The organism is Larkinella terrae (assembly GCF_009668025.1).
In the GTDB taxonomy this organism is placed as follows: domain Bacteria; phylum Bacteroidota; class Bacteroidia; order Cytophagales; family Spirosomataceae; genus Larkinella; species Larkinella terrae.
The window spans coordinates 18,355-33,083 of the sequence record NZ_WJXZ01000009.1 but is presented as its reverse complement, the minus strand read 5'-3'; the positions used below and the strand labels follow the sequence as shown (position 1 = coordinate 33,083).

At 48.3% G+C, this 14,729-nt stretch carries 13 protein-coding genes; 6 read left to right on the top strand and 7 right to left on the bottom strand.

Going from position 1 to position 14,729, the window contains the following annotated elements; genetic code table 11:
• Window positions 1-32: 32 nt before the first annotated feature.
• Complete coding sequence (locus tag GJJ30_RS14675; RefSeq protein WP_154175925.1) at window positions 33-2,375, top strand: glycoside hydrolase family 65 protein; 2,343 nt, start codon at window positions 33-35, stop codon at window positions 2,373-2,375.
• A gap of 250 nt (window positions 2,376-2,625) precedes the next feature.
• Here GJJ30_RS14675 and GJJ30_RS14670 read toward each other — a convergent pair whose 3' ends face one another.
• Window positions 2,626-2,973: a DUF6970 domain-containing protein gene (locus GJJ30_RS14670; RefSeq protein ID WP_154175924.1), complete on the bottom strand. Its 348-nt coding sequence runs from the start codon at window positions 2,971-2,973 to the stop codon at window positions 2,626-2,628.
• A gap of 30 nt (window positions 2,974-3,003) precedes the next feature.
• On the opposite strand from GJJ30_RS14670, the gene GJJ30_RS14665 reads away from it, so the two are divergent.
• Window positions 3,004-4,056, top strand: coding sequence for a hypothetical protein (locus tag GJJ30_RS14665; RefSeq protein WP_205880568.1), 1,053 nt, complete (start codon window positions 3,004-3,006; stop codon window positions 4,054-4,056).
• Window positions 4,057-4,126: 70 nt separating this feature from the next.
• Entirely contained in the window at window positions 4,127-6,472 is a 2,346-nt protein-coding gene (locus GJJ30_RS14660; protein WP_154175923.1) for a hypothetical protein, read from the top strand.
• On the opposite strand, the gene GJJ30_RS14655 is transcribed toward GJJ30_RS14660, so the two are convergent.
• Window positions 6,473-7,249, bottom strand: a complete 777-nt coding sequence (locus tag GJJ30_RS14655) for a hypothetical protein (protein WP_154175922.1) — start codon at window positions 7,247-7,249, stop codon at window positions 6,473-6,475.
• A 166-nt stretch (window positions 7,250-7,415) separates the two neighbouring features.
• On the opposite strand from GJJ30_RS14655, the gene GJJ30_RS14650 reads away from it, so the two are divergent.
• Window positions 7,416-9,089, top strand: coding sequence for a glycosyltransferase family protein (locus GJJ30_RS14650; protein ID WP_154175921.1), 1,674 nt, complete (start codon window positions 7,416-7,418; stop codon window positions 9,087-9,089).
• Window positions 9,090-9,105: 16 nt separating this feature from the next.
• Window positions 9,106-9,768, top strand: a complete 663-nt coding sequence (locus GJJ30_RS14645; protein ID WP_170299196.1) for a class I SAM-dependent methyltransferase — start codon at window positions 9,106-9,108, stop codon at window positions 9,766-9,768.
• A 120-nt stretch (window positions 9,769-9,888) separates the two neighbouring features.
• Here the strand turns inward: GJJ30_RS14645 and dnaK are convergent, their stop codons facing one another.
• Both dnaK and GJJ30_RS14635 read right to left on the bottom strand, forming a co-directional pair.
• A complete protein-coding gene (gene dnaK, locus GJJ30_RS14640; protein WP_154175919.1) occupies window positions 9,889-11,820 on the bottom strand; it encodes a molecular chaperone DnaK in 1,932 nt (643 codons plus the stop codon).
• A gap of 264 nt (window positions 11,821-12,084) precedes the next feature.
• Window positions 12,085-12,663: a DUF937 domain-containing protein gene (locus GJJ30_RS14635; RefSeq protein ID WP_154175918.1), complete on the bottom strand. Its 579-nt coding sequence runs from the start codon at window positions 12,661-12,663 to the stop codon at window positions 12,085-12,087.
• A gap of 125 nt (window positions 12,664-12,788) precedes the next feature.
• Here GJJ30_RS14635 and GJJ30_RS14630 point away from each other — a divergent pair, with 125 nt between their 5' ends.
• Entirely contained in the window at window positions 12,789-13,202 is a 414-nt protein-coding gene (locus GJJ30_RS14630; protein ID WP_154175917.1) for a nuclease A inhibitor family protein, read from the top strand.
• Between the two features lie 38 nt (window positions 13,203-13,240).
• Here GJJ30_RS14630 and rplT read toward each other — a convergent pair whose 3' ends face one another.
• From rplT to infC, 3 genes are all read right to left on the bottom strand, one after another.
• The gene (gene rplT, locus GJJ30_RS14625) at window positions 13,241-13,585 is read right to left on the bottom strand and encodes a 50S ribosomal protein L20 (RefSeq protein ID WP_154175916.1); all 345 of its coding nucleotides are present in this window, start codon (window positions 13,583-13,585) and stop codon (window positions 13,241-13,243) included.
• A 170-nt stretch (window positions 13,586-13,755) separates the two neighbouring features.
• A complete protein-coding gene (gene rpmI, locus GJJ30_RS14620) occupies window positions 13,756-13,953 on the bottom strand; it encodes a 50S ribosomal protein L35 (RefSeq protein ID WP_124871403.1) in 198 nt (65 codons plus the stop codon).
• 140 nt (window positions 13,954-14,093) lie between these two features.
• A complete protein-coding gene (infC, locus tag GJJ30_RS14615; RefSeq protein ID WP_154175915.1) occupies window positions 14,094-14,654 on the bottom strand; it encodes a translation initiation factor IF-3 in 561 nt (186 codons plus the stop codon).
• Window positions 14,655-14,729 lie beyond the last annotated feature (75 nt).

The window sequence follows — 14,729 nt, the reverse complement described above, 5'->3', positions numbered from 1 at the left end:
ACGGACCTGAGCGTTTCCTAATCCTATTCTGAATGAAACAATACCTGAAACACGACCCCTGGCTGATTGTTGAAGAAGATTTCAACCGTAATTACAACGAAATTACCGAGAGTGTCATGAGTCTTGGCAACGGACGCATGGGGCAGCGAGGCAATTTTGAGGAGAACTTTTCCGGCAAAACTCTGCAGGGAAACTACATCGCCGGGGTTTATTATCCCGATAAAACCCGGGTTGGCTGGTGGAAAAACGGTTATCCGGAATACTTCGCCAAAGTATTGAATGCGGCCAACTGGATTGGAATCAACATCAATATTGAATACGAAACCCTTGATCTTCAGACGTGTGAAGTTCGCGATTTCCGGCGTGTTTTGAATATGCAGGAAGGCTACCTCGAACGCTCCTTCGTTGCTTTACTGAAAAGCGGGAAAGAAATTCAGGTCAACGCCAAACGGTTTTGCTCGATTGTCGACGACGAAGCCGGTGCAATTCGCTACAGCCTGACTCCCCTGAATTTTGACGCCAAAATTACGATTGAACCGTATATCGACGGCGGAATTCGCAACCGGGACTCGAATTACGACGAAACGTTCTGGGACGAAGTGCGCAAAGAAACCGGTTACGGTGAGGCTTTTATTGAGCTGCGAACCCGCAAAACCGGCTTTCATGTTTGCACGGGCATGTGCATCGAAATTGAGCAGGATGGTGCCCGGATCGACTTCCAGTCGCAGCCCATTCGGCAGGAAAAATACGTCGCCAATCGCATGACACTTGAGTGTCTGCAGGGCCAGGAAACCACGATTTATAAGTACGCCGTCAATTTATCCTCCCTGAATTACGACTCCGATTCGGTGGTTTCGGAAGCCCGAAAGTACATTCAGCGGATTACCGGAAAGGGGTTCGAGCGCATGCTGATCGAGCAAAAGCAGGCCTGGGCCGACAAATGGAAAATGAACGACATTACCATTGAAGGCGACGTGGCGGCTCAACAAGGCATCCGGTTTTCGATTTTTCAGTTAAATCAAACCTATACCGGCGAAGATGAGCGGCTAAACATTGGCCCGAAAGGGTTTACCGGTGAAAAATACGGCGGCTCGACGTATTGGGATACGGAAGCGTACTGCCTGCCTTTCTACCTCGCCACTGCCGACCAGAAAGTGAGTCGGAATTTGTTGCGTTACCGGTATAAACATCTCGAAAAAGCCATTGAAAATGCGCAGAAACTGGGTTTTAAAGCCGGGGCTGCGCTGTATCCGATGGTGACGATGAATGGCGAGGAGTGCCACAACGAATGGGAAATTACCTTTGAAGAAATTCACCGAAACGGCGCCATTGCCTACGCCATTTACGATTACGTGCGGTATACCGGCGATGTCCATTATTTAGCGGAATACGGCCTGGAGGTTCTGATTGCCATCAGCCGGTTCTGGAGCCAGCGCGTCAACTGGTCGGAAGCCAAGCAGCAATACGTGATGCTGGGCGTTACGGGCCCGAATGAATACGAAAATAACGTCAACAACAACTGGTACACCAACTACCTGGCTGCCTGGACCCTGCGCTATACGACGGAAGCGGTTGGGATGGTGAAGGAGCTGGATGCCGAAAAATTCAACGAGTTGTGTGACCGCATCCATTTCCGCGAGGAAAAGGAGATTACAACCGCCCGACATATTGCCGACCACATTCATTTTCCCTACGACGAAAACCGCCAGGTTTTCCTGCAACAGGAATCGTTTCTGGACAAGGAGTTGATGCCCGTAAGCGATATACCGAAAGGACAGCGGCCGCTGAATCAACACTGGTCGTGGGACCGGATTCTGCGTTCGTGTTTCATCAAACAGGCCGACGTTTTGCAAGGCATTTACTTTTTTGAGGACGAATTCGACCCGGAAACGCTTCAGCGGAATTTCGATTTTTACGAGCCGATGACCGTTCATGAATCGTCGCTTTCGCCCTGCGTTCACTCCGTTCTGGCATCCCGGCTCGGCCGGAAAGAAAAGGCGTACGAGATGTATTTGCGAACCGCCCGACTGGACCTGGACGATTACAACAACGACACGGAGGACGGCTGCCACATCACCTCGATGGCCGGAACCTGGCTGGCGGTGGTAAAAGGTTTCGGCGGTTTTAGGATCAAAGGCGATCAGGTGATTCTGGACCCGAATTGCCCCGATAACTGGGAATCGCTGGCGTTTAAGATACGTTTTCGGGGTGCTTTGCTGGAGATAAAAGCGACCCAAACGGAGGTCAGCATCCAGAACTTTTCGGAAAAAAACGCGGAGGTTTTACTTTACGGAAAATCCCTGACGGTTTCGGCCAAAAGCCAGCAAACCGTGAAGCGCGCGACGGGTTTACCGATTAAGTCCAGGAAAAAATAGCGGTTTTGGTCTTTCCAGTGCGATGAATGTTCCGGAAAGACCAAAATTATTCAAATCAAACGCTTCAAAATTTATTGGAATAAGTAAGAGATTGTTTAAATTTTTTGATTTTCCTTTTCCGCTTTGCCCCCAACCCCCTAAAGGGGGCTTTAATCGGTATTTCAAAGCCCCCTTTAGGGGGTTGGGGGCATACCGAAGAGAAAATCTGGATTTTAGACAGTCTCTAACTGCGTTTCAGCTTTGCCGGATATCATTTCGTCCGTTCGTCCTGCCAGACTAAAACGGGATTTTTAGCATCTTTGGCAAAATCCGGGCAGCGTCCATCGCCTTTTCCCGTAAAACCGCCATCGGGTGCGCACAACGTATCGCAATTGGCAATGGCTACACTCGGAATATCACAGCAGCGCGCCGGAACGTAATAAACTTCCTGGCCCTTGTAATCGTACCGGTATATTTTCGCCGGTGGATTCCAGACAACTTCTTTCTTCAGTGTGTCGATCACCTGCCGGATGCAATCCGGGATGGTTACCGGAGCAGGATTTTCCTCTTTACAACTGAGAATCACCGCAAGAATGGCTATACTCACAACGGTTTTCATGGCTTTTGTTGTTTTTTGTACTGACTCCGAATGAATCGTAATCGTTGGAAAAACGCCCTAATTAATTGGATACCAACCGGAATCAGCTTTGCTTTTGTTCTTCTTTTTTCGTGTCAACAAGCTGAGCCCAAACGACTCGTTCCGGCATTTTATTACTGGCAAACCACGTTCAACCCCACTCCATCCGAACGTCAATTGCTGGACCGGCAGCATGTTCGAAAACTTTATATCCGCTATTTTGATGTGGATTGGGACCAGCAAACCCAGTCGCCCATTCCCAAAGCCGTCATCCGGTTTACCGCCAGGCCAGCGGGCTTGCAGGTGATCCCGGTTGTCTTCATAACCAATCAAACCCTGATTCGTTGTCAAACGGCGGCAATTTCGGATTTGGCGGACAAGCTGGTCCGGAAAATCAACCAGATCAGCCAGCAGAATGGCATTGATCCATCGGAAATTCAGTTGGATTGCGACTGGACGGCCACCACCCGCGAACGGTATTTTCAGTTGCTTCGGGAAGTCAAAAACCGCCACCGGGGACTTGTATCCGTCACCATTCGTCTGCACCAGATCAAATTTCCCGAACAAACCGGTATTCCGCCGGTCGAGCGCGGTATGCTGATGTTTTATAATATGGCTGACTGGAAACGTCCTGAAACCCGGAATTCCATTTACGATCTGGAAGTTGCGCGACGCTATACGGACTTCCTGGAAAAATATCCGTTGCCGCTCGACGTTGTCCTTCCGTTGTTCCGCTGGACGGTGGTGTACCGGACCAACCGGTTTTTGACTTTACTGAACAATGTCGATGAAAATACGCTGAAGACTTTTTCCTATTTGAAACCGCAAATGGAAAACCGTTACCTCGCTTTGCGCGATACCAATGCGCTCGGTTTTTCCATCCGGCGGGGCGATCTGTTCCGGGCGGAAGCTTGTAAACCCGCTGATTTGGAGGCTGGCAAGCAGCTTTTGCTATCAAAAATTCAAAATCAAAAACTTACATTTGCCCTCTATCACCTCGATTCCACCGTCATTTCCTCCTATTCCGATGCGTTTTTCCAATCTCTTTACCGGCCGTATCCCTAGCGCATTTCTTTCTCTTGCCATTTTAATCGGTTTTGCCTGTGGACCAAGCACTTACGACATCAACGAGTTCATGAGTTTTTTCATGCCGGAAAGCAGTCAGACTGCGTTGCGCGATCAGGTTTACATTTTTACTCCGCAATTGTACCGGTATGATGATAATTTTGACACGGACGAAGATTCCGTCGAAACGGATGAAAATACGCTGGCCTGGAAAGCGTATACGCGAGGGAAGGTGAAAGAATCCGAGATTTCGGCCGCGCTCTACCAGCGGAATAACCAGACAACGAACGGGCTGGTTCGCTGGGCCTCGGCATCCAATCCGGCCGCTCTGACGTATTTAAATCTGGCCTGGAAAGCCGAGGCAGCTACCCCGCAACCGGTCAATGTCTGGGAAGTGGATTCGGCCCGACTGGATACCTCAACCGCTGAATTGAGAATCTTGTTAACCGAAGCCCAAACCGGTTTTGCTGCAACGGCGGATCTATTTCTAAAAGAACGGTATGCTTTTCAGGCGGTAAAGCTAGCGGCTTTAGCCAAAAAATACGCGCAAAGTGTCGCCTTCTATGACGAATTGGTCCGGCCACTGGCCCGAAAAACATTTCTGAGCGATTGGGCGTATTGCCGTCATGCGGGCGCGACAATGGCGCTGGGCGATACCGCGAAGGCCATTTATGAATTTGCGCAGGTTTTCGATCGCTGTCCTTCCCGCCGACACGAAGCCGAGAGCAGCCTGCGGATTTACGGCATCCGGTTTCGGGAAAAAGCGCTGGATTTTTGCCAGAATGACCACGAAAAAGCCGGAGTTTACGCCATTTGCGCGATTCAACCCAAACAGGATGCGTTACCGTTTTTAAAAGAAATGGTACGGCTCAATCCTAAAAATCCGCTAGTCGAGCTGGTGATGGCGCGGGAAATTAACCGAAACGAGTATTTTTTCTTCCAGAGCACCTCGCCCATTTACGGATACGATGAGGCTAGCCGGAAGGATTCCATTCACTTTGTCGACCGCAAACTGGAAGCGCCGGACTATTTTCAGCAGTTGCGAGCTTTCGCTCTACAGTCCGCCGAAAATAAATCATTGGCCAATCCGGGTTTCTGGTACACGGCCACAGCTTACCTGGATTACCTGGCCAAGTCGTACGACGACGCCAAAACCCATCTGGACCTGGCAAGTCAACAACCGACTGCCAACCCGGTTTTAAAAAAGCAGATTGCATTGCAGCAAATGCTGTTGCTAACCGCACAAACCGAAACCATTACACCTGAAGTTGAAAATCAGCTTATTAAATACCTGGAACAGTTTGGCAATTCGACCAACTTTTACATGACCAACGCCTTTGTGGAAACCTGTAAGCAATTGGCGATCAAATACGGTTACGGAAAAACCGCCGGTAAAAAATCCGGTGGCTGGCTTTCCAGCTGCACCGGTTCAAAGCAAAAGGTGACCGATGATGTAGCCACGGCAAAAGGCTTTTTGCTCACTGCTTTAACCTCTTCGCAATTGAACAAGAACGAGCTTTATTTCGACAGCCATTCGGATTTATACGACATCGAAGACACCACCTCGGCTGCAACGGTTCAAAAAGTAGTTCGCTATGCGTCGAATTCTACCTCGTCCGACTTCGACAAACGCCTGCTCAAACTGACCGGTTTGACAAACGATGCGCTGAATATTTTGCTCGGCAGACGTTTGCTGGCCGAAAACCGGTACGCCGATGCAGCGGAAGCGTATGCGAAAGTAAATCCCAAAATTTGGGCGACAGAACCGTTTTCGGCGTATTTTAACGAAGATCCGTTTGCCATCAATCTGCTCGGCGAACAGCACGGTTCCCATCGGGGGAATTCCTACACACCGGTTTCGTTTCTCAAAAGAATGGTAGATCTGGAAAACCGGGCTCAAACCGCATCCGGCGATCAGGCGGCTGACCTCTATTATCAGATAGGTTGCGGAGCTTTCAACCTGAGCTGGTTTGGCAATTCGTGGATTTTATTGCGGGCCCGTTGGAGTGGTGCCGAACCGGTTTTAAATCAATATACCTATCATCAGGTTCAAAATCCGCAAAAAAATCAGCTGCTGGATCAGGTGAATTCGATGGATTATTACACCAGCCAGTCGGCGAAGGGCTTTTTTGAAAAAGCCATCGCTTCCGCTCAAAACCCGGAAATTGCCGCCAAAGCCTGTTTTATGGCTGCCCGTTGTGAGCAGAACGCGTTCCGCACTCGGCAGGAAACTGAATATGCCAAACGCAATTATTCCGTTGATCCAGAGCCGTTTGACTCGGAAATGAAAGTGCTGCGTCGCGAAAAATATACGAATTACCTGACGAAATTAGGGAAGCAATTCAACCAGACCCGCTTTCACCGGGAGATGATTCGGGAGTGTGCGACGTATGCTGATTTTGTGGCTGGGAAATAATTAGCGCCTGTTGTACCGTTCGCCAAAGTAAAAATTCAGCCCAACGGCGGCATACCCCCATTTGTCGTTGCTATTTTTACCGTAATGATTGCCTTCGGTATACGCCGGACTACCCGGAGTCATCACCTTATTAATATTATCCAGGGTAGCATCCAGTTTATCCGTCCGAACCAGATTCAGCCGGAGATCACCAAATATGCTCATCCGTGGCGATAGCGCGGTTGATCCGCGCATACCCACAATCCAAACCAGCTCATGGGTCATTTTAATACCGGCTTTTCCTTTTGCCTCGATCCCATCCCGCGAACGGTGGCTGTTTTCATTATTTGTTAGCCGCTGCAATTGACCGGTTTTTAAATCGAAGCCTTCGGCCCGAAAAAAGACCAGCCCGGCTCCGGCATACGGCCGGAATTCAAACCAGCCATTTCGTCCTTTGAACCACTGAAGCAAATCGGCCGAGGCAACTGCGCCGAGTTGCGTAAATCGCGTTTTTGAGATGGAATGATAAAAATCTTCCTGTTGCGATTGAAGACGGCCGGCATCAACCGGTAACTCAACTGCGACGGTTTTGGTAATGGGCACAACGAGCGACGCGCCCCCGAAAAATGTCGAAGATTGATCTTTTAAATCCCCGTACAATTGACTCAATCCCAACCGAATGGCTAAACTGGCGGGTTGGGATTCCGGATGTTTCTGAAATGATTTTGTCTGAGCCAGCGTCCGGAAAATAATAAAGTGGGTCAGCAGGTAAAAACCGGTGCGTAGGAGTATTTTCATCAGTCTGTGGATATATATTTTTCCTTAGACGCGGCATGTTAGAAAAAGTCATCATTTTAACCGTATAATTCAATCAATCCATGAAAAGAGCCCGTTAATAGGTCATTTTGGCATTAAATGAATAATCGAGTAATTTGCAGGTCCAGTTGTCACCAAACTGCCATTTATGGAACTTAATTTACCTGTCCTCGCAAATCCCTTTTTCATATCATATCCCGGATCTCTACAGTACACCATTATCGATATTTTTAAAACCGCCCATATTCATCAGAAAATATTTTTATTACTTAAAATCATTTTAGTACTAAGTCTTATTGGATTTTTGTTAAAAAAAGAGTTTCGTTTTCGAAATCAATTTTTATTTCTTTTTCTTATCTCCATTACGATACTTTTTTTTCGTTTACCAAATACAATACTTCCGGAGCAAAATATTGATGAAAGTGTTTACATTACCGGAGCGGGCGTTATGCTCAATGATCCCGCCGTCTGGAAATCGTTTGATTGTTTAACCGTTGGTCCAATTCATTCTTATCTTTTATCTATATCCTATTGGATATTTGGCAGCATTAATTACGCATCAATTCGATTATTAGGCATCCTTTTCTGTTCTATCCCTAGCCTTTTTTGCCTGTATTTCGCACTCAACTTTCTTTATGGCAAGCCAGTTGCGTACTGTATTTCCCTGGGTTATGGCCTGTTTAATGCCGTCCTGACTACGTTCGATTTTATCGGATACAGCTCAGAACTGTTTCCTCATTTTCTTTTATCCCTCGAATTTCTTTGCTTTTCCGCAATTTTAGCGGGTCGCTCCATCAATTATGCCTACGTGCTCTGCTTTATCGCGGGAATGATGCCATATGCAAAGTTGCAAGCGGTTTTGATTGCCGGATTACTGGTGGTTTTTCTCTTTATTGAAATCCGAAATCAGCTAACTGTTCAAAGAATCATCGGGCTCATTGGCTGTGGATTAGTTCCGTCAGTTATCTTATTGGTCTATTTATACAGCCAATCATTGATTAATGATTTTTACCAATCCTATTTGTTGTTTAATATCGAATATAGTGGCTCATTAACCGATTTGAAATTGGGTCTAGTACCGCAATTAATCATCGATTCACCGGAAACGATGCCCTTTTTTGTGGCTATTTCGCTGATCATTTTATGCCTATCGATTTATTTACTAACAAGAAACTCAATTTCACAAAAGCGTCGACTTACTTACAGTTTATTAATCTTGTTTATTTGCTGGTATTCGATCATTAAGCCAGGTCAGTCTTTCAATCACTATCTGATTTTTTTATTTTATCCGGTATTCTGGACACTTGGCATTGTTTCAGGAGAATTTCAACGCCAAAACTTCAGTTATTTTCGGTATTATTCTGTTTTTGTATACAGTTTATTCTTTCTCCTTACTGCTCTAACCTTCACTCAAAAAAGCCTTGGTATCGATTACCTTTATAGCTTTGATTATAAACCTGAACCGGTGGTTTCGACCATTCAATCACTGGCTAAACCGGCTGATCGAATGAGCATCTGGGGACACGGTAATCTGGCGCATTTGCATTGTTATACGTTTTTATTGCCCGGTACGCGGGATGTTTTTGCGTCCCGACAAATCAATCCTTCTTCGTTGCAATCGTATTTTATCGCCAGGTATAAAAAGGATTTAGATCAAAACCGCCCCCGGTTTATCGTCGAGGATAATCAATACGCGACTTATCAAACGCATCTCCAGACGATTTTTCCGGCTTTGTTGCAGTTCTATCGGTTGCATTCCCGACATGGATCGATCAATCTTTATGTCCGTAAGAACAATTCCGCAGCTAAAACGCTTCCATAATGTGATGTAACAGGTTGTGGAGTTACGTAGCAAAATGGATAAGTCGCCGACAGCCAGCGGTTTTGACCTGATCGCTCCTATTTATGATCCGCTTTCCCGGCTGGTATTCGGCAATGCATTGCGGAAGGCGCAGGCGCATTGGCTCGATCAGATTCCAAAAAATGCTGCTATTCTGGTGTTTGGCGGTGGTTCCGGCTGGCTATTAGCTCGAGTCCTTTCAGGTTGTGCACCCCGCAAAGTGATTTATATCGATGTCGCACCAGCCATGATTGCGCTGTCTCGTGAAAAAGTAAATAACGACAGCCGGGTCGAATTCCGGATCGGCACCGAAACGTCTATTACGGCCGACGATCGGGTCGATGCGGTTTTGACGCCTTTCATTCTGGATTTATTTACGGAAGATGAATTAAAAAACCGCCTGTTGCCAATTCTATACAAGTCTCTGAACGACAACGGCTTATGGCTCTGCGCCGATTTTGCGCAGCCAAAAACTGAGTGGCAGCGTGCCATCATGTGGTGCCAATACCGGTTTTTCCGAATCCTGAGCCACATCAGCGCCGACCGGCTACCTAACTGGCAGTTGCTGGTAACCAACCTGGTGCTTGCTGAACCTCAACAAGCGGCCTCTTTCTTTGGTGGCCTGGTCGTCAGCACATACTGGCGAAAAAGCGCCGACTGAAAGAATATCTGAGTTGAAGAGCCGGTTTCTGAAAAGAAATTGAACAACACTTTCTCATATCAAAAGCACAAAAAAAGCCAGCACGTTTTCACATGCTGGCTTCATCTATTGCCATTTCGATTATTTCACTTCTTCAAAAGGCACATCCGAAACGTTGTCCTGCTGCCCGGCTGACTGGCCACTCTGACCGTTGGCCTGGCCGCCATCACCCGCAAAATCGTCCGCCGTAGGGCCTTGCGCACCACCCGTAGCGTTGTAAAGCTCCTGCGAAGCGGCAGCCCAGGCAGCGTTGAGTTTTTCAACACCGGCATCAATTGCGGCTGCATCCCGACTGCCGTGAGCCGAACGCAACTCGCTCAGCGCACCTTCAATGGCGGTTTTATTACCTTCCGACAATTTATCGCCGTATTCTTTCAACTGCTTTTCCGTTTGGAAAATCAGTGAATCAGCCTGGTTGATTTTCTCAATCGTTTCGCGTTCCGCTTTATCAGCAGCCTCATTGGCTTTGGCTTCTTCGCGCATCCGGTTGATTTCTTCATCGCTCAAACCGCTCGAAGCTTCGATCCGGATCTTCTGCTCTTTACCTGTGCCCTTATCGCGGGCCGTTACGTGCAGAATACCGTTGGCATCGATATCAAACGTCACTTCAATCTGCGGAATACCGCGCGGTGCCGGTGGGATACCGTCGAGGTGGAACCGACCGAGTGAACGGTTTTGGGTCGCCATTGGCCGTTCGCCCTGCAGAATGTGAATTTCAACGCTGGGCTGGTTGTCCGAAGCCGTCGAGAATGTTTCTGATTTCTTGGTCGGAATCGTCGTGTTGGCGTCGATCAGGCGGGTCAATACACCACCCATCGTTTCGATACCCAGCGACAGCGGAATCACGTCCAGCAGAAGGACATCTTTTACTTCACCAGTCAGGACACCACCCTGAATGGCGGCACCAATGGCCACGGCTTCATCCGGGTTAACGCTTTTCGACGGTTTCCGTCCGAACAGTTTTTCAACTTCGTCCTGCACTTTCGGAATCCGGGTTGAACCACCGACCAGAATCACTTCGTCGATCTGGCTGGCCGAATAACCGGAATTTTTCAACGCCCGGCGGCAAGGCTCCAGACTCCGTTGAATCAGGGTATCCGACAGTTGTTCAAATTTGGCGCGGCTCAGTGTCCGAACCAGGTGTTTCGGAATACCGTTCACCGGCATGATATACGGCAGGTTAATTTCCGTTGAGCTGGAGCTGGACAATTCAACCTTCGCTTTTTCAGCGGCTTCTTTCAGGCGTTGCAACGCCATCGGGTCCTGCCGCAGGTCAATGTTTTCGTCGTTTTTGAACTCCTGCGCCAACCAGTCGATAATTACCTGATCGAAGTCGTCACCACCCAGGTGCGTATCACCGTCGGTTGATTTTACTTCAAAAACGCCATCGCCCAATTCCAGAATCGAAATATCGAACGTACCGCCCCCAAGGTCGAATACGGCGATTTTCATATCGTGGTGCTTCTTGTCCAGACCGTAGGCCAGGGCAGCCGCCGTCGGTTCGTTGATGATCCGTTTCACGTCCAGACCGGCAATCTGACCCGCTTCTTTCGTGGCCTGCCGTTCGGCGTCGTTAAAATAAGCCGGAACCGTGATAACGGCTTCCGAAACGGTTTGTCCCAGGTAATCTTCGGCGGTCTGCTTCATTTTTTGCAGAATCAGTGCCGAAATTTCCTGAGGAGTATATTGACGATCGCCAATCCGGACGCGCGGAGTGTCATTAGGTCCGCGTTCTACCGTATAAGCAATCGTTTTGATTTCATTCTGAACTTCGTTGAACCGTTTCCCCATAAACCGCTTGATCGACGAGATCGTGTGTTTGGGGTTGGTAATGGCCTGGCGTTTGGCTGGATCACCCACCTTGCGTTCGCCGTTGCCGTTGTCCATAAAGGCCACAACCGACGGGGTAGTCCGACGGCCTTCGCTGTTTGCAATGACCACCGGCTCGTTGCCTTCCATAACGGCGACGCACGAGTTGGTTGTTCCTAAGTCAATTCCTATAATCTTTCCCATGATACTTTTACGAATGTCTTGCTTTTAGTCGTTTGACAAACTACAATTGCCTATTGAACAAGACCTATGCCAGCCCGGTAATATGCCCCGAAATGTGACAGATTGACAGCTAAAGCTGACTGAATGGCTTTTTTTAATTGGGTTGAATTCCGATTGTATGACAAATTGCTAAGCCTTTATCCGGCAGTTTAATTACCTGTCACATTGGGCCGCTATCTGTCCGTTCCAGAAGTAAAAAGGCGGCCCGGAAAAGCCGCCTTTTTTTTACCTGCCAAATAAGCCGCCGAGCAATCCGCCCAGACCGCCACTGTTCGATTGATTCTGCTGCGTGTTGTTTCCGCCCCCCATAAAACCGCCCGCCACGCGCATCAGATCGTTCATATCCAGTTTGCCATCGGCCATGGCCGAACTGGCCGCGCCCATCCAGTCGACGCCTTGATTGCCGGTTGCGGCACCCAATATGCCATTGCCATCCACACTCGAATCGGTCGGGTCCTGGGCCTTGTGCATCAATTTGCTCAATACCATCGGAACGACCATCGTCGCAATGGACATGGCCACCTGGGGTGAAATTCCCAGCCGTTCCATCAGGTTTTGCTGGACATTCTGCTGCACTCCCTGCGTAACCGGATTCTGGTGCACGTTGGCATTGCCGCCCTGCCCCGTAACCATGCTTAGCAGATCGCCCAGACCACCGCCCTGCGCCTGTTGCTGTAAACCGCCGAGAATACCGCTTGAAATGGCCTGAAGTGCGTCTTCGTTTTGATGATTCGGAATAGCCGGATTGTTGATGACCGCATCGCCGGACTGTTGGCGAATCAGGTTCATAAGGGTTTCCATCATGACTTTAAGTGGTTTTGATTGGTTAAAATACGGAATTGAATTTGTTACTTAGCAGTTCTTTTGTATAGAACCGCTCAGGAAGCAATCGGTTTTATTAAGACGCAATTATTTACGGTTTGTAACAAATGTCGCACGAAGAATCTGAACCGGAATCCGCATTATCTGAATTACTGAAGGATTTATATTATCCCAGTGAATCCGACGAACCCGTTGAATATGTGGAATTTACAATCGATTTTGAACCACCCCTAACAGTCGGCCACATAAAAGATTTGTTACTGATCACGCCGGAAATTTACGTGGAGGAACTACCGGAACCGGACTTCTGGAAACCGGTGACGCAGGAGGAGGACTGGTACGAAGAGGAAGAAAAAAACCGTACGGCCCGTTTCATTGAATTAAAAAACCGGGTGGAGCAATTGTTCAGCGACCGTCAGGCGTTTCGGGTTGGAGACGACGAGGCCGACCTTTATTTACTAGGCAGAAAATCCGATGGCTGCTGGGCGGGATTGAAAACGCTCGTAGTGAATACGGCTTAAAAAAAACAGGCAGTCGGTGAGGACTGCCTGCTGATTACTTATTTCACAGTTTCAACAACGGCTTTGAAAGCCTCCGGGTGATTCATGGCCAGATCAGCCAGCACCTTTCTGTTTAATTCAATACCCGAGGCATGAATTTTGCCCATCAGGGCTGAATACGAAACACCGTGCAAACGCGCACCGGCGTTGATCCGCTGAATCCAGAGCGCGCGGAAATCGCGTTTTTTCTGGCGACGGTCGCGGAACGCATAAACGAGGCCTTTTTCAACCGCGTTTTTTGCTACCGTCCAAACATTTTTACGACGACCAAAGTACCCTTTGGCCAACTTCATTACTTTCTTGCGACGTGCCCGCGAGGCAACGTGGTTCACTGAACGTGGCATTGTTAATTTTGTTTGTTTTTGACAACAGGCGGCATGAAGGGAATGAATAATGAATAATTAACAATGAAGGTCACTGTTGATTGTTCATTTTTCATTGTTCATTGCACTTAAAGAGCCTGGCATCGGGTTGAACATGAAACCGTGCGGATGATCCGCGAAATCCCGGGTACTTAAACCAGGGCGAGCATTACCTTAATCCGACGCTCATCGCCTTTGAAAACCAGCGTGTCGTGAACGAGGTTCCGCTTCCGCTTGGTCGACTTTTTCGTCAGGATATGGCTATGGAAGGCATGCTTCCGTTTGATTTTGCCGGTGCCGGTCAGCGAGAAACGCTTCTTGGCGCCCGAGTTGGTTTTTACTTTTGGCATTGCTTTAAACAGAAATGTTGCTGATTGTGAAACAGGCCGCAAAGATAGTGAAAAAAAGTTTAAGGTTTATAGTATACGGTTTTAAGTTGCTGATCACAGGAACCTTAACCATAGACTATAAACCTTAAACCAGACACAACTTATTTTTTCGTCTGAACGACCTTGGGCGACAGGAACATGCTCATCCGTTTTCCTTCCAGTTTGGGTTCGGCTTCAACGCGGCCGATGTCTTCCAAACCTTTGGCAAACCGCTGGAGCAGTTCAACACCGCGCTCCTTGAAGACGATGGACCGACCCACGAACTGAACGTAAGCCTTAACCTTCGAGCCTTCTTTCAGGAAGTTGATGGCGTGTTTGAGTTTAAATTCAAAATCGTGGTCGTCGGTGTTGGGGCCGAACCGGATTTCCTTGATAACGACTTTCTGAGCCTTCGCCTTGATCTCCTTCTGCTTCTTCTTCTGTTCATACTTGAACTTCGAGTAATCGACAATCCGGCAGACGGGTGGTACGGCATTGGGAGAAATTTCGACGAGATCCAGATTCTGCGCCTGGGCCAGGGCCTGAGCCTGCTGAATATCGTAAACGCCCTGTTCGACGTTTTCACCAACTACCCGAACCGTGCGGGCTAAAATACGGCCGTTGATCCGATAAGGTTCTTCGACCACACGCGGGGGGCGCATGGGTCTGCGCTGTAATGCCATAGAGACTATTTAGAGTTGAAAAATGGGTCCGCTGTTGCGGTTGGTTACGTGCCTATAACGTAACAAAATTTATAA